Source organism: Blastococcus sp. SYSU DS0541 (assembly GCF_054050875.1).
This window is the reverse complement of sequence record NZ_JBJHAD010000020.1, coordinates 1-18158: the sequence shown is the minus strand read 5'-3', so window position 1 is coordinate 18158 and position 18158 is coordinate 1. Positions and strand designations below refer to the sequence as shown.

19 protein-coding genes and 1 pseudogene are annotated in these 18158 nt (G+C 74.9%); 6 read left to right on the top strand and 14 right to left on the bottom strand.

Going from position 1 to position 18158, the window contains the following annotated elements; all coding sequences use genetic code 11:
- Window positions 1-40 precede the first annotated feature (40 nt).
- Entirely contained in the window at window positions 41-856 is an 816-nt protein-coding gene (locus ACI794_RS18220) for a beta-ketoacyl-ACP reductase (protein WP_456601782.1), read from the bottom strand.
- Between the two features lie 249 nt (window positions 857-1105).
- Between ACI794_RS18220 and glsA the strand changes: the two genes are divergently transcribed.
- The gene (gene glsA, locus ACI794_RS18215; protein WP_456601783.1) at window positions 1106-2056 is read left to right on the top strand and encodes a glutaminase A; all 951 of its coding nucleotides are present in this window, start codon (window positions 1106-1108) and stop codon (window positions 2054-2056) included.
- A gap of 39 nt (window positions 2057-2095) precedes the next feature.
- Here glsA and ACI794_RS18210 read toward each other — a convergent pair whose 3' ends face one another.
- The 8 genes and pseudogenes from ACI794_RS18210 to ACI794_RS18175 form a co-directional block, all read right to left on the bottom strand.
- Window positions 2096-3004, bottom strand: a complete 909-nt coding sequence (locus tag ACI794_RS18210; protein WP_456617059.1) for an NAD-dependent epimerase/dehydratase family protein — start codon at window positions 3002-3004, stop codon at window positions 2096-2098.
- 66 nt (window positions 3005-3070) lie between these two features.
- Window positions 3071-4291, bottom strand: coding sequence for an RNA polymerase sigma factor (locus ACI794_RS18205; protein ID WP_456617083.1), 1221 nt, complete (start codon window positions 4289-4291; stop codon window positions 3071-3073).
- Window positions 4292-4461: 170 nt separating this feature from the next.
- Window positions 4462-4872 (bottom strand): YciI family protein, encoded by a 411-nt coding sequence (locus tag ACI794_RS18200; protein ID WP_456601802.1) that lies wholly within the window; start codon window positions 4870-4872, stop codon window positions 4462-4464.
- 152 nt (window positions 4873-5024) lie between these two features.
- Window positions 5025-6062 (bottom strand): zinc-binding dehydrogenase, encoded by a 1038-nt coding sequence (locus ACI794_RS18195; protein ID WP_456601785.1) that lies wholly within the window; start codon window positions 6060-6062, stop codon window positions 5025-5027.
- Between the two features lie 194 nt (window positions 6063-6256).
- A complete protein-coding gene (locus ACI794_RS18190; RefSeq protein ID WP_456617058.1) occupies window positions 6257-7282 on the bottom strand; it encodes an NAD(P)-dependent alcohol dehydrogenase in 1026 nt (341 codons plus the stop codon).
- A complete protein-coding gene (locus tag ACI794_RS18185; RefSeq protein ID WP_456601787.1) occupies window positions 7279-7695 on the bottom strand; it encodes a hypothetical protein in 417 nt (138 codons plus the stop codon). The genes ACI794_RS18190 and ACI794_RS18185 overlap by 4 nt, the downstream gene beginning before the upstream one ends.
- 198 nt (window positions 7696-7893) lie before the next feature.
- Window positions 7894-8082, bottom strand: a pseudogene (locus ACI794_RS18180) (iron-sulfur cluster assembly protein); the annotation flags it as partial.
- 46 nt (window positions 8083-8128) lie between these two features.
- Window positions 8129-9172, bottom strand: coding sequence for an amidohydrolase family protein (locus ACI794_RS18175; protein WP_456601788.1), 1044 nt, complete (start codon window positions 9170-9172; stop codon window positions 8129-8131).
- 190 nt (window positions 9173-9362) lie between these two features.
- Between ACI794_RS18175 and ACI794_RS18170 the strand changes: the two genes are divergently transcribed.
- The gene (locus ACI794_RS18170) at window positions 9363-10847 is read left to right on the top strand and encodes an AAA-type ATPase lid domain-containing protein (RefSeq protein ID WP_456617057.1); all 1485 of its coding nucleotides are present in this window, start codon (window positions 9363-9365) and stop codon (window positions 10845-10847) included.
- 3 nt (window positions 10848-10850) lie between these two features.
- On the opposite strand, the gene ACI794_RS18165 is transcribed toward ACI794_RS18170, so the two are convergent.
- Window positions 10851-11033, bottom strand: a complete 183-nt coding sequence (locus ACI794_RS18165) for a DUF3500 domain-containing protein (protein ID WP_456617056.1) — start codon at window positions 11031-11033, stop codon at window positions 10851-10853.
- Between the two features lie 164 nt (window positions 11034-11197).
- Between ACI794_RS18165 and ACI794_RS18160 the strand changes: the two genes are divergently transcribed.
- Both ACI794_RS18160 and ACI794_RS18155 read left to right on the top strand, forming a co-directional pair.
- Window positions 11198-11653, top strand: a complete 456-nt coding sequence (locus ACI794_RS18160) for a hypothetical protein (RefSeq protein WP_456601791.1) — start codon at window positions 11198-11200, stop codon at window positions 11651-11653.
- An 87-nt stretch (window positions 11654-11740) separates the two neighbouring features.
- Window positions 11741-12442 (top strand): hypothetical protein, encoded by a 702-nt coding sequence (locus ACI794_RS18155; protein WP_456601792.1) that lies wholly within the window; start codon window positions 11741-11743, stop codon window positions 12440-12442.
- Here ACI794_RS18155 and ACI794_RS18150 read toward each other — a convergent pair.
- The 4 genes from ACI794_RS18150 to ACI794_RS18135 form a co-directional block, all read right to left on the bottom strand.
- Complete coding sequence (locus ACI794_RS18150; protein WP_456617055.1) at window positions 12378-13589, bottom strand: MFS transporter; 1212 nt, start codon at window positions 13587-13589, stop codon at window positions 12378-12380. The two genes, ACI794_RS18155 and ACI794_RS18150, sit on opposite strands and share 65 nt — an antisense overlap.
- Window positions 13590-13649: 60 nt before the next feature.
- Complete coding sequence (locus tag ACI794_RS18145; RefSeq protein WP_456617054.1) at window positions 13650-14657, bottom strand: SMP-30/gluconolactonase/LRE family protein; 1008 nt, start codon at window positions 14655-14657, stop codon at window positions 13650-13652.
- Window positions 14658-14753: 96 nt separating this feature from the next.
- Window positions 14754-14972 carry a hypothetical protein gene (locus tag ACI794_RS18140; protein ID WP_456601795.1) on the bottom strand — a complete coding sequence of 73 codons (219 nt, stop codon included), beginning with the start codon at window positions 14970-14972 and terminating at the stop codon, window positions 14754-14756.
- A gap of 40 nt (window positions 14973-15012) precedes the next feature.
- Entirely contained in the window at window positions 15013-15318 is a 306-nt protein-coding gene (locus tag ACI794_RS18135; protein WP_456601796.1) for a muconolactone Delta-isomerase family protein, read from the bottom strand.
- A 195-nt stretch (window positions 15319-15513) separates the two neighbouring features.
- On the opposite strand from ACI794_RS18135, the gene ACI794_RS18130 reads away from it, so the two are divergent.
- Both ACI794_RS18130 and ACI794_RS18125 read left to right on the top strand, forming a co-directional pair.
- The gene (locus ACI794_RS18130; RefSeq protein WP_456617053.1) at window positions 15514-17028 is read left to right on the top strand and encodes a flavin-containing monooxygenase; all 1515 of its coding nucleotides are present in this window, start codon (window positions 15514-15516) and stop codon (window positions 17026-17028) included.
- A gap of 72 nt (window positions 17029-17100) precedes the next feature.
- Window positions 17101-17922, top strand: a complete 822-nt coding sequence (locus tag ACI794_RS18125) for an alpha/beta fold hydrolase (RefSeq protein ID WP_456617052.1) — start codon at window positions 17101-17103, stop codon at window positions 17920-17922.
- Window positions 17923-18158: the final 236 nt, after the last annotated feature.

The window sequence follows — 18158 nt, the reverse complement described above, 5'->3', positions numbered from 1 at the left end:
GGTCGATGTCCGACGGCCGGCGTTCCGCTGCCCGTCTCCGTCACATGTCGAGGCCGCCGTTGACCCCCCACACCTGTCCGGTGATGTACCCGGAGGCGTCCGCGGCGAGGAAGTGGACGACGCGGGCGACCTCCTCCGGCTCCCCGAGCCGGCCGAGCGGGATCTTCGCCTTGAGGCCGTCGAGCACCTTCTCGGGCACGGCATCGAGCATCTCGGTGGCGGTGTACCCCGGCGTCACGGCGTTGACGGTGATGCCCGGCCCATCGGTCTTGCCCGAGCGCTTCACCTGCATCGCCGCCTCCAGCGCCAGCGTCTTGGTCAGGCCCAGCAGCCCCGACTTGGCCGAGGCGTAGTTCGACTGCCCGATGCCGCCCGTCTCCCCGATCACCGAGGAGATCATCACGATCCGCCCGCTGCCCCGTTCGTGCATGTGCCGGAGCGCCGCCTGGGAGAGGTAGAAAGCTCCCGACAGGTTGACGTCGATGACCCGGCGCCAGTCGTCGTCGGTCATCTTCAGCACGGTCCGGTCGGCGGTGATGCCGGCGTTGTTGACCAGGATGTCCAGCCGGCCGTGCCGCTCGATGACCTCGGCGATGGTCCGGCGGCAGTCGTCAGGGTTGGCGATGTCCCCCCGGTGCACGCTCACGTTCCGCTCCGGGTAGGCGCCGGCGAAGTCCTGGGCGAACATCTCCGCCCGTTCCCGGTTGCCGCTGTACCCCGCTGCGACGTCGGCGCCCTGCTTGGCCAGGCTGCGGCAGATGGCGGCGCCGATCCCGCGGGTGCCACCCGTCACGAAGGCCACCCTGCCGAGCAGCTTGTCCCCGGACCTCGTCGAACGTTCCTGCGTGGCTGTCATGGCGTCCTCCCTGGGCGCGGCGCGCCTCACCGTGGCCCGCGGGGGTGGGACGACGGTGATCTGCCGCCTGGTGCCCCGACGCCGGGCACTCGCGCAGCATCCTGGCCGCGGCCGCCGGCGTCAACGGCGCCGGTGCTGATCCGCGACGCCACCGTCGCCGTTCCCGACGTCGGCACTCGTCCCCGGTGGAGCGCTCCGCACCGGTCGGCGCGGGAGTGTCCGCACCCGGACGACGGGTAGCGGGGGTGGATGCCCCCCTCGCCCCAGCCCTCCTCCCCCGACCGCACCGCCGACCTCGAGGCGGTGCTCGCCGAGGTCGCCGACCGCTCGCGGCACCTGGCCGAGGAGGGCGAGGTCGAGGAGCAGCCCGAGGAGCTGCCCTCGGCCGACGCCGCCCGCTTCGGGCTGGCGCTCGCCGAGCTGGACGGCACGGAGCACGTGACCGGCGACGCCGACGTCGGCTTCGCGGTCCAGAGCGTGGTGAAGGTGTTCGCCCTCACGGCCGCCCTCCAGCTGGTCGGCGAGGAGCTGTTCGAGCGGGTGGGCCGTGAGCCCTCCGGCGACCCGTTCAACTCGCTCATCCAGCTGGAGCACGAGAAGGGCGTCCCGCGGAACCCCTTCATCAACGCCGGGGCGCTGGTCGTCTGCGACGTCCTGCTGGACGCGGCGGACGACCCCTTCGGGGCCGTGGCCGGCCTCGTCGGTGACCTGACCGGCGAGGAGGCGACCCTGGACGGGATCGCGCTGGACGCCGAACGGGAGAGCAGCTCCCTCAACCGGGCCATGGGCCACCTGATGAGCTCGTTCGGGAACGTGCACCACCCGGTCGACGAGGTCGTGGAGCTCTACCTCCGCCTGTGCTCGATCACGGTGACCACGCGCACGCTGGCCCGCGCCGCCCGCTTCCTCGCCAACGACGGCGTCAACCCGCGCACCGGCGCGGCGGTGCTGTCCGAGCCCCTGGCGCGACGGGTCAACGCGCTGATGCTGACGTGCGGCACCTACGACGCCGCCGGGCAGTTCGCCTACGACCTGGGCTTCCCCTGCAAGAGCGGGGTCGCCGGAGCCGTGATGGGTGACGTGACCGGGCGCTTCGGCGTGTGCGCGTGGTCGCCGCCGCTCGACGAGAAGGGCAACTCGCGGGCGGGGCGGGCAGCGCTGCACCTGCTCTCGGAGCGACTGGACCTGTCCCTGCTCTGACCCGGGGCGGCACGAGCCGGGAGGGGGTGACCGAGCCCGTCACGACGCGGGCGTCAGGCCCCGCCGCAGCTCGTCCAGGGCCTGCGCGAGGCCCACCCGCGGCGCCCAGCCCCACGCCCGCGCGCGGTCCGTGCGCAGGGCGCCGGTCCACACCGGCTCGTCGGTCCACTGCGGCTCGACGCCGAGCGCGTCGGCCACCGTGCCCAGGTAGTCCCGCCACGTCGCGGGCTCACCCGCGACGACGACCGGCGTGGTGGCGCCGGCCACGGGGCCCCGCTCCGCGTCGTCGGCGGTCGCGATCGCACCGGTGGCGACGTCCGCGATGAGGGCCGCGAGGTCCTCGACGTGCACCCAGGCCCAGGTCTGCTCCGGGTTCGCCCGGCGCTCGCCGTCGCGCACCTGCTTCGGCCGCAGCGTGTTCCAGACCGACGTCTCGCCCGCGCCGAGGACCGCCGGGGGGCGCACCAGCACGGTCGTGAGCCCGCCGACCTCGGCCAGCGCGGCGTCGGCGGCGTTCTTCGTGTCGGGGTAGGCGCCACTGCCCTCGGGCAGGAGGGCGCCGTCCTCGGCGACGTCGCCGACGCCGGCCGAGCGGTCGTACACCCCGGCGGTGGAGAGGTGCACCAGCCGGGCGACGCCGGCGTCCCGGGCGGCCCGGGCGACGGCCCGCGTCCCCTCGACGCCCACCCGGTGCTGCACCTCCCGGGGGGAGCCCATCGGGTGGACGGTGGTGACGACCGCGTCGGCGCCCGTGGTCACCGAGCGGGCGAGCTCCTCGTCGGCGAAGTCACCGACGTGCTCGGTGACGCCGTCCAGCGAAGGCGCGCTGCCGGCCCGGCGGACGACGGCACGCACCTGCGCCGACCGCTCGACGAGCGCCCGGCAGACCGCGGTGCCCACCAACCCGTTCGCACCGGTGACCACGACGACGGGAGGGGTGGATGCCATGGCGCCACCCTGCCAGCGGCGGCACGACTCCGCCCACCGCGCGGCACGCCCGCCTCCGCACCCGGGTCAGGGCAGCGCGGCGAGCTTGCGCTGGAGCACGCCGCGTTCGCGCTCGTTCCCGCAGAGGCCGACCGCGCGCTCGAGCTCCCGGCGCGCCTCGCCATGGCGGTGGAGCCGCCGGAGCAGCTCGCCGCGGACGCTCGGCAGCAGGTGGGAGCCGGACAAGGTGCCCGCCGCGACGAGGTCGTCGACCAGGGGCAGCGCGGCCGCCGGTCCGCGGGCCATGGAGATTGCGACCGCCCGGTTGAGCTGGACCACCGGCGAGGGCGCCAGCCGGGAGAGGACGTCGTAGAGCAGGACGACCCGTTCCCAGTCGGTGCCCTCGACCGACGGCGCGACCGCGTGGCACTCGGCGATCGCGGCCTGGACACCGTACGCGCCGAGCCCGCGGCCGACCCGCCCGGCCTGGGCGAGCGCCGCCCGCCCGCGCCGGATCGCGGCCCGGTCCCAGCGCCGCCGGTCCTGGTCCTCCAGCAGCACCGGTTCGCCGTCGTCGCCCACCCGGGCCGGGAACCGGGCCGCGGTGAGCTCGAGCAGGGCGAGGAGGCCGTGCACCTCCGGCTGGTCGGGCACCAGCCGCGTCAGGACCCGGGTCAGCCGGATCGCCTCGCGGGCCAGGTCCGGCCGGATCCAGTCCTTCCCGGAGGTGGCCGTCGACCCCTCGGTGAAGACCAGGTACAGCACGCTCAGCACGGAGCCGAGCCGCTCGCGGCGCTCCTCGGCCGGCGGCGCCTCGAAGGGCACCTCGGCCGCGGCGAGCGTCTTCTTGGCCCGGGTGATGCGGGCCTGCACGGTCGCGGTCGGCACGAGGAAGGCCCGGGCGATCTCGTCGCTGCCCAGGCCGCCGAGGACGCGCAGCGTGAGCGCGACCTGGGCCTCCCGCGAGAGCACCGGGTGGCACGCCACGAACATCAGCGCGAGGACGTCGTCGTCCACCTGGTCGGGGTCCCACAGGAGGTCGTCGTCGTCCGTGGCGGGTGACCAGGCGCCGGAGGTGGTGCCTCCATCGGTCAGGCCCCGGGCGAGGGTCGCGTACCGCTCGTCGCGTGCGGACCGGCGTCGGAAGGCATCGATGGCCCGCCGACGCCCCACGGTGAGCAGCCAGCCCGCGGGATCGCGCGGCGGCCCCTCCCGCGGCCACGTGACCAGGGCCTCGGCCAGCGCCTCCTGGGCCAGGTCCTCGGCCAGCGCGAAGTCGCCGGTGTACCGCGCCAGCCGGCCGACGATGCGCGCCGACTCGATGCGCCAGACCGCCTCGACGGCCTCGCGGCCGCTGCCGGCCCGGGGGGGGGGGGGGGGGGGGGGGGGGGGGGGGGGGGGGGGGGGGGGGCGGGGGGGGGGGGGGGGGGGGGGGGGGCGGGGGGGGGGGCCCCCCCCCCCCCCCCCCCCCGGCGGGCTCACAGCTGGCCGGTCCGCTCCCGCCACGCCCGCTCCTTCTGGATCCACTCGTTGTCCTGGGGGAACTCGTCGATGCTGCTGACGCGGCGGATCTCGGCCTTCATGCCGGGGCCGGCCAGCGGCGCCCGCTTCGCCCACTCGACGGCCTCCTCCTGCGAGGCGACGTCGAGGATCCAGAAGCCCCCGAACAGCTCCTTGGTCTCCCCGTACGGGCCGTCGGTGACGACCGGTGGCTGGGAGGAGTAGTCGACGACGACGCCCTTCGCCGCGTCGTCGAGACCCTCGGCCGCGACGAGGACGCCGGCCCGGATCATCTCGTCGTTGAACCGGCCCATCGTCGTGAGGACCTCGTCGAAGTCGACGTTCGCCATCTCGGCGTAGCTCTCGTCGGTGGCCCGCATGATCAGCATGTACTTCACGGCGTCGCTCCTGCGTGGTGTCCGGGTCCCGGTCGGACCCTCTCACCCCTGGGTCGAACGGCGACACCACCGGATCGACAGCCGGCGTGACATTCTCCGATGCCCTCACGCGGGCGGGCTCACGCCCGACGGGCGGCGGGCGGTCAGCGGGCGGGGTCGACCATCGTCATCCCGGCGACCTCCGCCCGGTCGAGGACGGGCAGCAGGTCCGCCGCCTCCGCGAGCCCGATGGTGCGCTCCACCAGCAGGTCGGGCCGCAGCGCGCCCCGCTCGATGAGCGCCAGCATGCCCGGGTAGTCGGCCGCCGCCATGCCGTGGCTGCCGAGCAGGTCGAGCTCCCAGCCGATCACCCGGTCCATGGGGACCCGCGGGTGCCCGCCGACCGGCGGCAGCAGCCCGATCTGCACGTGTCGGCCCCGGCGCCGGAGGCTCCGGATGCCGTCGGCGCAGGTCTGCTCGCTCCCCACGGCGTCGACGGCGACGTCGCTGCCGCCGCCGGTCAGCTCCCCCACGACGGCCGGGACGTCGGCGCCGTCGGCCAGCACGGTGTGCTCCGCGCCCAGCGTGGCCGCGGCGGCGAGCGCCGCGGGGTTGCGGTCGACCGCGACGACGCGGCAACCCGTCGCGCGGGCGATCATGACCGCGCTGAGCCCCACGCCGCCGGCTCCCACCACGGTCACCCACTCACCGGCGGCGATCCGCGCACGGCCCACCAGGCCGCGGTAGGCCGTCGCGAACCGGCAGCCGAGCGCGGCCGCCGTCGGGAAGTCGACGCGCTCCGGGACCGCGACCAGGTTGGTGTCGGCACCGTGCAGGGCGACGTGCTCGGCGAACGACCCCCAGTGCGTGAAGCCGGGCTGCTGCTGGTCGGGGCAGACCTGGGCCTCCCCCGCCCGGCACCACCGGCACCGACCGCAGCCGCAGACGAACGGCACGGTCACCCGGTCCCCCGTCTGCCAGCGAGCGACACCGGCGCCGACCTCGGCGACCACGCCGGCGAGCTCGTGCCCGGGCACGTGCGGGAAGGCGATCTCGTCGTGGCCGGCCCAGGCGTGCCAGTCGCTGCGGCACATCCCGGTGGCCATCACGCGCACCACCACCCCGCCCGCCGGCGCCGTGGGCGCCGGCACCTCCCGCACCTCGGGCCTGGCTCTGACGGAGTCGACGACGACGGCGCGCACGCCGCCATGCTGTCAGCCGCTGATCACCCGCCCGTCAGGCGATGCGGCGGAGCCGGTCGATCCGCAGGCCGTCGTCGTCGGGGGTGCGCATGTGCGCGATGACGGTGAGCAGGTCGGGGCGGGTGTCGGTGGGGTGGTCACGGGGCCTCCTCGGCCGGTGGGGCGCAGTCTGGGCGGTGGAGGGGCCGGCCCGGTCAGGGCACGAGGATGGCCCGGCCCCGGACCTTCCCGGCGTCGAGATCGCGGATCGCGTCCACGGCCCGGTCCAGCGGGTACTGCTGGGTGTGCAGCGTGACCTTGCCCGCCTGCGCGAGCACCATCAGCTCGGCCAGGTCGGTGTAGGTACCGACGATGTTGCCGACGACGTTCTTCTCCCCGGCGACGAACTCCAGCGTCGGGATCCGCAGCTCGCCGCCGTACCCGATGACGTAGAGGGAGCCGGCCGGGCCGGTCATGCGCCAGCCGTCCATCTCCGCCCCCTGCTCGGCGACGAAGTCGAAGACGACGTCGGCACCCCCGCCGGTCAGCTCCTGCACCGCCTGCACCTGGCCGCCGTCGGCGAGCACGGTCTCGTCCGCGCCGATCTGCCGGGCGAGCTCCAGGGCGTCGGGGTTGCGGTCGACGACGACGATCCGCGTGCCCGACAGCGCGGCCAGGCACTGGACGCCGATGTGGCCGAGCCCGCCGGCGCCCTGCACGACGGCGGTCGCGCCCGGGTGCAGCAGTGGCAGGGCCTTGCGCACGGCGTGGTAGGCGGTGATGCCGGCGTCGGCGAGCGCGGCGACGTCGGCCGGGTTGGTCGACGGGTCGAGCTTCACGCAGGCGCGGGCGGTCGTGCGCAGGTACTCGGCCATGCCGCCGTCGTCGTTCGACAGCCCCGGGAAGAAGGCGTTCTCGCACTGCATGTCCCGGCCGGCGCGGCAGGCCGCGCACAGCCCGCAGCTCGGCTGCGGGTGCAGGATCACGGTGTCGCCGACGGCGACGTTGGTGACGCCCTCGCCGACCGCGTGCACCCACCCGGCGTTCTCGTGCCCGATCACGTAGGGCAGGTCGGGGTTCTGCAGCTCCGCCCACTGGCCCTCGAGGATGTGCAGGTCGGTGCGGCAGACGCCGGCGCCACCGATCTTCACGATGACGTCGAGGGGCCCCCGCAGCTGCGGCTCGGGGATGTCGTCGATGCTCGGGTCGGCGTGGTACGAGTGCACGCGGACGGCCTTCACGGGCGGGTTCCCTTCGAGACGGTGAGCGGGAGGAGCGGTCGGTCCTCGGGGCGGGGCGCCTGGTCGGCCTCCGACCCGGGGTAGCGGGTGGTGAGCAGGCCGCGGCAGAAGTGCGCGTTGCCGTCGATCGAGATCCGCACGGAGCGGGCCCTGCGCAGGAACAGCGCGGCCTCCTCCCTGGCGGGGCGGGTGCCGTCGGCGTCGACGAGCACGGGTGCGTCGTCGTCCAGCGGCAGGCCGAGCGCGGCCCGGCGGTGCAGCAACGCCTCGGTGGTGCGCTCCCCCGCCGGCAGGTCACCGAGCACGACCGCCGCGACGTCCACGCCGGGATCGGTGCGCAGCAGGGCGGTGACCGCCCGCTCCATCGCGGCGGTGTGGGCCTTGCGGACGAAGGTCGCGCGGAGCTCGTCCAACGAGTTCTCGGCCTCGTGCCCGAAGGTGCCGCGGTAGCCCGATCCGGCGGCCAGGCCGCGGTTGATCAGGTCGGAGTCGTGGGGGGGGGGGGGGGGGGGGGGGGGGGGGGGGGGGCGGGGGGGGGGGGGGGGGGGGGGGTTGTGGGGGGGGGCGGGCGGGCGCCCCCCCCCCCCCCCCCCCCCGGACTCAACCCCGGGGACGGCGGCTACCGCGGCCCGGGCATCGGACGCCATGAGCCACGCGAAGTTGGGCGCGCAGAACGACGTCGGCAGCCGCAGGTGCACCTCGGCACGGGCGCCCGTCACCGACACGGAGCGGACGAAACCGAGGTCGGTGATCGGCTCGTCCAGCTCCGGATCGGCGACGGTGGCCAGGGCCGCGCGCACCGCGGCTCGCAGGTCGGGGAGGAGGGCGGTCACGGGGGCCTCGGCCTCAGACGGTCGCGAGGTCGGCGGCGGCCGGGTCCCGGGGGCCGGTCAGGGTCTGGTCGGCGTCGGGCAGCTGCAGCTCCGGCGGCACCGGCAGGTCGTAGAGCTTGGCCGCGTTGAGGCCGAGGACCTTCTTCTTCTGCACGGTGGTGAGCGGCGCGTACTCGGTCAGGTCCTCGGGGATCTGGAAGTCGACGAACTTCTGCACCAGCCACTGCGGGGTCCACAGCGCGTAGTCGCTGGAGAAGAGGATGCGGTCCTCCCCGATCCAGTACAGGAGCTCGCCCATGATCTGGGCGAAGTAGCGCGGCCGGGTGTGGATGAACGGGATGGCCACGGCCAGGCCGGCGACGACGTTGGGCTCCTGGGTGGCGATCCAGCAGAAGTCCTCGAGCCGCGGGAGGCCGCAGTGCTCGACGACGAAGGTCAGGTCGGTGAAGTCGGTGGCCACGTGGTCGACGTCGGCGACGTCGAAGGCATCGCGGTCCAGCGGCCGGATCGTCGGGCCCTTGTGGACGTGGATGTTCCGGATGCCGACCTCGCGGCACACCTCGAGGTACCGGTAGGCCATCGGGTCGGTGAGCTTCCAGCCGCGGGACTCGCCGTGCCAGTCCGCGGTGTAGAGCTTCACGCCCTTGAGGTTCATCCGCTCCGCCGCGGCCCGCAGGGCGTCCAGGCCGTTCTCGCCGTCGCGCGGATCCCAGTAGTGGTTGTAGGTCAGCTTGTCGGGGTGGGCCTGGGCGAGGGCGAACGCCTCCTCGGTCTGGCCGAAGCCCCGGTGGTAGAACTCGGCGAGCCGGGCCGGCTGGAAGATCGCGTGGTCGACCATCCCGTCGCCGAAGACGTCGCGCATCAGCCGCTCCCCGCCCTGGTAGAGGTACTCCTCGTAGGACCAGACCTCGGACTCGGGGCTGAGGTTGCGGTGGTAGTCGTAGAAGCAGTCGATGAACTGCTTGCCGTGCACGTTCCGCTGGTTCTCCGGGCGTGCGTCCCACAGCGCGATGTGGGCGTCCACGATGAAGTAGTCCTCGCCGTCCCTGCGGTACATCTGCCGGCCTCCCAGCGTCTCCCGATGTGGCGGCGGTCACGCCGCTCGGACACGACGCTAGGAAGGTCGCGCCCCGCCCGGAAGATGTGGTCTGTCTCACTTTGAGACGTCGTTGAGGCGTACCGTGCCGGGCCAACCAGGAACGAGACGGGTGCGGAGGCGCACGCACCCCCGGAGGAGGTGCTCCGGCGTGGAGACGGAACGGCCCGGGTCGCCACCCGCACCGCTCGGCCCCGGCCCGCGAGCCGACGGGCGGCTCGCGGCGCCCCGGCTTCGGGCCTCGTGGCGGCGCAGCCAGGAGTACGGGGTACCCCCCGACGAGGTCCTGCCGCGCTTCACCGGCTCGGTCGACACCGGGTCGCTGCTGTACGAGTGCGGATCGCAGGTGCTCGCGGGGCTGCAGGCCACGATCGCCAACGAGCCGGTCAGCCTGATGGTCGCCGACCGCGAGGGGCTGGTGCTGACCCGGCTGTGCAGCGACGCGGGGATGCGGCGCTCCCTGGACGCGGTGCACCTGGCGCCGGGCTTCTACTACTCCGAGCGGCAGGCCGGCACGAACGGGCTCGGCCTCTCACTCGCCGACCGCGCCCCCACGCTCGTCCGGGCCGCGGACCACTACTGCGCCGAGCTGCGCGGGTACACCTGCGCGGCCGTCCCCGTCCTGGACCCGGTGTCCGGCGAGCTGGCGGGGTCGATGAACCTCACCACCTGGTCGGACTCGTCCTCCGAGCTGCTGCTGGCCCTGGCGCAGGCGGCGGCCGGCGCGACGAGCGGGCTGATGCTGCAGCGGACCACCGGCCGGCCGGCGGGATCGGCACCCCGGGGCGAGGTCTTCCGGGTGGTCGCCGGAGCCGCCGGCGACGGGGACCCGTGCGTCTCGGCCGCGTGGCATGCGGCCCTCGCGTCCGCGAGAGCGGCCGATGCGGCGGGCCGGGTGCTCGCCGTCGTCGGCGAGCCGGGGGTCGGCAAGTCGATGCTCGCGGTCACCGCGCGCCGGCACCGGGGCCGCGGCCGCCGGGTCCTGCACGCCCGTGCGCCCGGCGACGACGGCGCTGCGGCCTGGCTGGACCTGTGGACGCCCGAGCTGCGGGACCCCGAGGTGCACGTCGTCGTGTCGGCCGCCGACCGGCTGCCGGCGTGGGCGGCCGAGGAGCTCGCCGCGGTCCTGGCCGCCGCGCGGCGGACCGACGGCCGCCCGCAGCCCTTCGTCCTGACCAGCCGGGAGTACGCCGCGCTCCCCCCGCCGCTGGCGCTGCTGGTCGACGCCGTCGTCGAGGTGCCGCCGCTGCGCCTGCGCACCGATGACGTCATGGCGGTGGCGCACGCCGTGGCACGGGCCGAGCGGCACCGCCCCGTCGAGTTCACCGCCCGCGCGGCCCGCGCGCTGACCGGCTGCCCGTGGCCGGGCAACACCCGCCAGCTGCGCCAGGTGGTGCGCGAGGCCGTGGCCCGCGCCGACGTCGTCGACGTCCACCACCTCGCCCCGGAGGTGCTCGACGGGGGTTCCCGCGTGCTGAGCCGGCTGGAGCGGCTGGAGCGCGACGAGATCGTCCGCTGCCTCACCGAGCCGGGCACCACAGTGACCAGGGCCGCGCAGACCCTCGGCATCGGCCGGGCCACCCTGTACCGCAAGATCGCGCACTACGGGCTGGCCCTGCCCGAGGCGCCCGGCTGAACGTTAGCCGTGGTCGGAGACCCGGTGGCGGGCCAGCACGTCCAGCCCGAGATCTGCGGCGGGGTCGCGCCACACCGAGTGGGCGTGGGTGGCCCCGCGCTGGGCGTTGTCCCACTCGATCAGCAGCCTCCGACCCTGCACCCGGTAGCAGTGCGGCGCCCCCGGCTCCCCGGCGGATGCGGCCACCTGGTGGACGGGCCTGGCCGCTGGGTGAACGGCAGGCATGCCGACGAAGGACGGCACGCGGACCGGGGGCGTCGGATCGGCGGCCGGCGGTGGTCGGCGTGGTCGGACGCCGTGGCGTGGCACACACTGGCCGTCGTCGGCACCGCCCGAACAGGAGCCCGTCCATGCGCCGCTGCCTTGTCGTCGCCAACCAGACCCTGTCGAGCGAGAGCCTCGGCCGGGCCGTGCAGGAGCGCATCGCCGCCGGGCCGCACTCCTTCCACCTCGTGGCGCCGGCCACCCCGGCGCGGGACGAGGTCGACGGCCCGAGCGCGTACGCGGCCGTGGGGCCCTCCGTGCAGGAGCGCGCCTTCGCGCTGGCGCGGCAGCGTCTGGACCGGGCGCTGGACGAGCTCCGCGCCCTGGGCGCCGAGGTCGACGGCGAGGTCGGCGACCCCGATCCGCTGCAGGCCGTCCGGGCCGCGCTCGGCCACTTCCCGGCCGACGAGATCGTCGTCTCGACGCTGCCGCGCGGCCTGTCGCAGTGGCTCCGCCGCGACCTCCCGGCCCGGCTCCGCAAGGCCTGCGGTGTCCCGGTCACGCAGCTCACCGAGGAGGCGGGCACCGGGGCGCGCACCTGAGCCCCCGCGAGCCCGGCGGGTCGGGAACCGTCGAGCGGTCCGTGAGCGTTGCCTGGGGACCGGCCCCCGCCCTGCACGAGGAGCTCCATGACCACCCCGCTGCCCACCGGCCCCGCCGTCGCCCTCGAGGTGGGCGACGACGGCGAGCTGTCGTGGCTGATGTCGCTCGACCCCACGGTCCTGGCCGTCCTCGGCGGCACCGTGCTGGTGCTCCTGCTCGTCGCCCTGCTCACCGCTTGGCTGGTGGTGCGGCGCGTGCGGCGCAGCCCGCTGGTCGCCCGCGGCCGGGAGCTGGCCTCCCGCGGCCGCGAATTGGGCCTGCAGGGGGCCACCGCCGTCGCCGCGCGCCGTCTGCCACCGGGGTCCCGGCGCTCCGCGGCGGAACTGCAGCTGGAGATCTGCCGGGCGCGGGACGGGCTGCGCCGCCACGTGGCCGCGGCGCAGGCCGCCGGTGCGCACCTCGGGGACGTGCCCGACCTGCTGCCGTCGCTGGTCGCCGAGGGCAGCCGGCTCGAGCAGCGGCTGCGGCTCCGAGCCCTGGGGGCCGACCCGACCGACCGCTCCGATCCGGAGCCCGAGGCCCGGGCCTACCTGGACACGGTCGCCGACGTCTGCGAGGCGGTGCGCGAGGCGGAGCGGGCGGTGGTGGCGAGCAGCCGCCCGGTCACCGACGTCGCCGATGCGGTCGCCGCCCTGCGCGCGCACACGACCGCCTACCAGGAGCTCACCGCACCGCCGGCTGCGCCCTCGCTGCCTTCTCCGGCGCCGGAGCTCCGCGACCGACGCTGAGCACGACCAGGGTGGCGGCCAGCCCCAGGACCAGGCAGCCGGCGATCGCCGGGAGGTAGGAGCCCGAGGCGTCGACGGCCGCGCCGGCCAGCGGTGCGCCGAGGGCGGAGCCGATCCCGGCGCTGGTGTACAGGACGCCGAGCAGCCCACCGAGGCGGGTGGTGCCGAAGCGGTCGGCGACGACGGCGGGCCCGATCGCCACGAAGCCCCCGTAGCCGACGCCGAGCACCACGGCGAAGGCGAGCAGCATGCCGTACCCGCTGCCCAGCGCCCACAGCGCGAAGCTCAGCCCCATGGTGAGGAAGCACCCCTGGAAGGCGCGCAACGACCCGGTCCGCGCCGCGATCAGCCCCAGGAGCAGCCGGCCGGCGGTGCTCGCCAGCCCGATCACGCCGACCAGGGCCGCCGCCGCGACCCGGTCGACCCCCTGCTGCACGGCGTACCCGGGCAGGTGCACGAACGGCACGAACAGGGCCACGGACAGCAGCCCCGAGGCCAGGTACAGCCGCCGGTAGTCGCGGTTGCGCACCGCGTCGCGGAGCGTCAGCGCCGCCGGGCCCGCCTCCACCGGCGGCGCCTGGACCACCAGGGCGCACACCACGAGGACCACCGCCCCGGCCAGCCCCAGCACGAGGTGGGTGGTGCGCCACCCGAGCTCGCCGATCAGCGCGGCGGCCAGCGGCGCCACCGCGAGGGTGCCCAGGCCGATGCCCGTCACCGACACCCCGATCGCGAGCGTGCGGCGCCGCTCGAACCACCCGCTCACGACGGCCACCATCGGGACGTAGGCGCAGGCCACCCCGACGCCGACCCCCAGCCCGTAGGTGAGCAGGCCTATCCAGAGCTCACCTGCCAGCGAGGTCGCGGTCAGCCCGGCGCCGAGGGCCACGGCACCGACCAGCAGCACCCGCCGGGGGCCGTAGCGGTCCACCGCGACGCCGCTGAGCGCGCCCAGGCCGAAGTAGGTGAGCGAGGTCAGGGCGAAGAACGCCGACGTCGCGCCACGACCGGAGCCGAACTCCTCGGCCATCGGGGCGAGGAAGGCACCGAACGAGTAGGCGATGCCGAACGAGACGAACATCCCGGCGAACGCCGCGGCGACCATCACCCAGCCGCGGACCGAGTCGACCGCTGCCGAGGAGCGCATGGGGTCGGACGATACGAGACCGCCGGGCGCGACGGTGCGAGGCCGGGACCGGCCGGGTCGTCAGGGGCGGAACCGCAGGACGACCACCTCCGAGTCCTGCGACGGGGGGGCCTCGTCGAACTGGCTGTCCACCAGCAGCAGCCGCCCGCGTGCGACGTCCGCGGTGGTCAGCACGCGGTCGGGGTCGGTGGCCACCTCGGCGACCGCCCGGGCCGCCGTGGCGTCGGGGTCCAGCCGCAGGTAGGTGAGGAGGCGCGGGAAGTTGCGGACGGCGACCAGCGTGCGCCCCTCCACCACGAGCCCATCGGCCGAGGTCAGGTCGACGTCGCCGGTGTCGACGAGGGTGGGCGCCGCCGTCGCGAGGTCGAAGCGCCACAGCTGCCCGGCCGCGCTGTGCGCCACCACCAGCGACCGGCGGTCGGGGGCCACCTCGATGCCGTTGAGGCCGAACGTGCCCGGCTCCTGCGCGATGGTGCCGGCCGCGTCCGACCACAGCGACGCCGTCCAGTCGCCGTGCTCGCGGGCGATCCGGAAGATCCGCGGGGTGGTCGAGTCGGTGACGTAGGCGGCGCCGTCCGGGCCGATGACGACGTCGTTGAGGAACAGCGGGCCGTCGACGGGCATCCGCAGGGCCGCCAACAGGTCGCGGTCGTCGTCGTAGATCCAGAAGTCCGGGGCGTCCGCGGGCGCGCCGTCCTGCGTGCGGTTGTCGCCCCCGGCGACGTAGACCCGTTCGCGCCGGTCGGTGGCGATGCCGACGGCGACGCGCCGGCCGTCCGCCAGGGCGTCGTCCTCGTCCAGCCACACATCGGTCCGCGGGTGGTCGAGCCGGCCGCGGTGGAGCTCCCCGCCGGTGGTCTCCGTGACGTAGAACGCCCGGCCCTTCCCGGCGACGGCGATCCCCTCGAACTGGGAGCCCTCCGGATCGCCGGACAGCGCGTAGGTGACCGGCTGGCCGCGGCCCTCACCGGGACGGCGGTCGTCCGCGGCGACCGGCGGGGCGAGCGCGAGCACGAACGGCGGGAGGAGGAAGACCGCCGCGGCGGTACGGCGGAGCGTCGGGCGCATGAGGCCTCCGTGTGGAGTGGGTGGACCCCCGTGCGACCCACACGATGACGCGGGACGCCCGGGAGCGCCAGCGACCTGCGCGCCCGGCCTCCGGCGTCAGGGCTCGGCCGCGTCCCCGGTCGCGGTCAGCCACGCCCGGGCCGCCGCGTAGTCGTCGGCGGTCCCGAGGACGCGGTAGCCGCTCGGGGTGCGTTCCAGCAGCAGCCAGGCGCCGTCGAACGCCTCGAGGACCGTGTCGTCGCAGCGGTCCGGCAGCCCGTGGGGGAACCGGGCCGAGCGGATCTCGCGCCGGTGGGGCGGCGGCGTCGCGGACATGGGCTCGCCGGGAGGGGTGGCCGATCCGCACCGGCCGCCGTCAGGACTTCCAGCGCCTGCGCACGTCTTCGGCGAAGGCGGTGTACTCCCGGACCGGGAGGACCTCCTCGAGGGTCAGGTGGTGGCTCATGGGCAGGGCGCCCATCACGACCTGGTCGAGCTGGTCGTGCGACTCGACCTCCACGATCCCGATCACCCGGCGCTGGCCGGCCACCTTGTACAGGCTCTTGATCAGCCCCGCTTCCATCGCGCCGACCGCCGCCTGGGTCTCCCGCTCCCACTCGTCCCAGAACTCGTCGCGGTCCAGGCGGGTGTGTTCGACGCGGAAGCTGAGGTGGAACAGCATCGGGCGCTCCTGAGGTGCGGGGCGGCGCCGTCCGACGCCGCCGCTGCGGGGTGGCCGTCAGGGTGCTCCCGCCTCCTCCGCGCGACAAGGCTTCGGACCGGCCGGTGTTCCCGGGCGCGCCGGGTCTCCCGCAGCGGCCGTCGCGGTGGGTACCTTCTGTGACCTGGACCACAGCAGCACGTGGAGGTCGGCACCATGACCCTGACCGAGCAGCGCACCGAGCCGGAGCAGGCGGGCGACCCGTCCCCCCCCGAGCACGTCGACGTCCTGATCGTCGGGAGCGGCGTCTCGGGCATCGGGGCCGCCCACCACCTCCGGGAACGCTTCCCCGAGAAGTCGCTCGTACTCCTCGACGCCCAGGACCGCCACGGGGGGACCTGGTGGACCCACCGGTACCCCGGCGTCCGCTCGGACAGCGACCTGTTCACCTACGGCTACCGCTTCAAGCCCTGGCGCGGCCCTTCCATCGCGGCGGGCGAGGAGATCCTGAAGTACCTGGACGAGGTCATCGCCGAGGACGGCCTCGCGCCGCACATCCGCTTCCTGCACCAGGTCACGGCAGCGAACTGGTCGAGCGAGGACCGACGGTGGACCGTGCACGTCACCCGCACCGACACCGGGCAGGAGCTGCGGTTCACCACCGGCTTCCTGTGGATGTGCCAGGGCTACTACAACCACGCCCGGCCCTACCAGCCGCGCTGGGAGGGGATGGAGCGGTTCGAGGGCCAGGTCGTGCACCCGCAGCAGTGGCCCGACGACCTGGACCTCTCCGGCAAGCGGGTCGTCGTCATCGGGTCCGGCTCCACCGCCGCGACGCTGATCCCCGCCATCGCCGGGCAGGCGGCGCACGTCACCATGCTGCAGCGCTCGCCGTCCTACTTCCTCGCCCCGCCGTTGACGCACGACCTCGCGGTGACGCTGCGGCAGCTGGACATCCCGGAGGACTGGACCCACGAGATCCTCCGCCGGGCCTACACCGCCGAGTTTAACGAGCTGGCCCGGCTGGCGCACGAGGCCCCCGACGATCTGCACACGTTCCTCATGGAGTCGATGAAGCCGCTGCTCCCGGAGGGCTTCGACGTCGAGAAGCACTTCACGCCGCGCTACCGCCCGTGGCAGCAGCGCATCGCGATCGTCCCCGAGGGTGACCTGTTCGCGGCGCTCCGGGAGGGGAAGGCCTCGATCGTCACCGACACGATCGAGACCTTCACCGAGACGGGGATCCGGGTCGGCTCCGGGGAGGAGCTGGAGGCGGACGTCGTGGTCACCGCCACGGGGTTCGACCTCTCCGTGCTCGGGGACGTCGCCTTCGCCGTGGACGGCGAAGCGGTGGACTTCACCGAACGCTTCACCTGGCGCGGCCTGATGATCAGCGGCGTCCCCAACATGGCCTACGTCTTCGGCTACTTCCGGCACAGCTGGACACTGCGGGTGGACCTCGTCAGCGACCTCGTGATCCGGCTGATGGAGACCATGGAGCTCAAGGACGCCACCATGGTCGTCCCGACGCTGCGCGACGAGGACGCCGGCATGCAGGTGCGCCCGTGGTGCGACCCGGAGGACTTCAACGCCGGGTACGTCATGCGGTCCCAGCACGTGTTGTTCAAGCAAGGCGACCGCGAGCCGTGGACGCACATGCTGGAGCACGCGGCAGAGGCCGAGATCCTGCCCAAGGCCGATCTCGACGACGGGTCGCTCGTCTACCGGTGACGCCGTCGCCCTGCCCAGATCTCCCGACGGGCGCCGTGCCCGGCGGGTTCCACAGCTCAGCGAGGAGCCACCATGCCGCAGACGGCCGTCCGGACCGGAGTGACGCTCAACTACGAGATCAGCGGCGAGGGCGACCCGCTGCTGCTCGTCATGGGGACGTCGGGATCGCTGCTGCTCTGGGGCGAGCTGATCCCGCGGCTGGCCGAGCACCACCGGGTGATCGCCTACGACAACCGCGGACTCGGCGGCAGCGAGCGAGGCGAGGGCGAGATCACGGTGGCCTCCTTGGCCGAGGACGCCTCCGCCCTGCTGGAGGCACTGGACGTCCCGCGGGCGCACGTCATGGGCTGGTCGCTCGGCTCGGCGATCCTGCAGGAGCTCGCGCTCGCGCACCCGGAGCAGGTCGCGACCGCGGTCATGTACGCGACCTGGGCGCGGTGCGACGGCTTCCAGCGCTCGGTGCTCTCCGCCCTGCGGCACCCCTACGCCACGCGGGACATGGAGGCGGCCCTGGCGAGCGCCGGCATCGCCTTCTCACCGCAGCTGCTCGACCACCCCGACTTCGAGAAGATGCTCGAGCCGATGCTGCCGGCGTTTCCCCAGACCGAGGAGCAGATGCAGGTCACGGTCGAGCAGTGGGACGCCGACCTGGCGCACGACACCCTCGACCGGCTGGGCGGCATCACCGCCCCCACCCTCGTGGTCGTGGGCGAGCAGGACCTGCTCACCCCGCCCTGGCAGGCGAAGGCGGTCGCCGACGCCGTTCCCGGCGCGCGGTACGAGCTGATGACGGGGCCGGGGTCCAGCCACGGGCTGCACATCGAGCGACCCGACGACCTGGTGCGCCTGGTGACCGCGTTCCTGAACGAGCACACGCTGCTGCAGTCGAGCTGAGCGGGGGGGGGCGGCCCGGGACGGTCAGCGGGCAGGACCCACGACACGCGCGGGGGGGGGGGGGGGGGGGGGGCGCGGCCCCCCCCCCCCCCCCCCCCCCCCCCCCCGCCCCGGGGCCGGGGCGACGATCACCGCCATGTGAGCACGTGACCCGCACCGAGTCGGGAACGGCCAGCGGCCTGGCGCGCCATGGAACCTCCAGTCCGGGCGGTCCGGCGGTGCGGTCGGCCACGTCG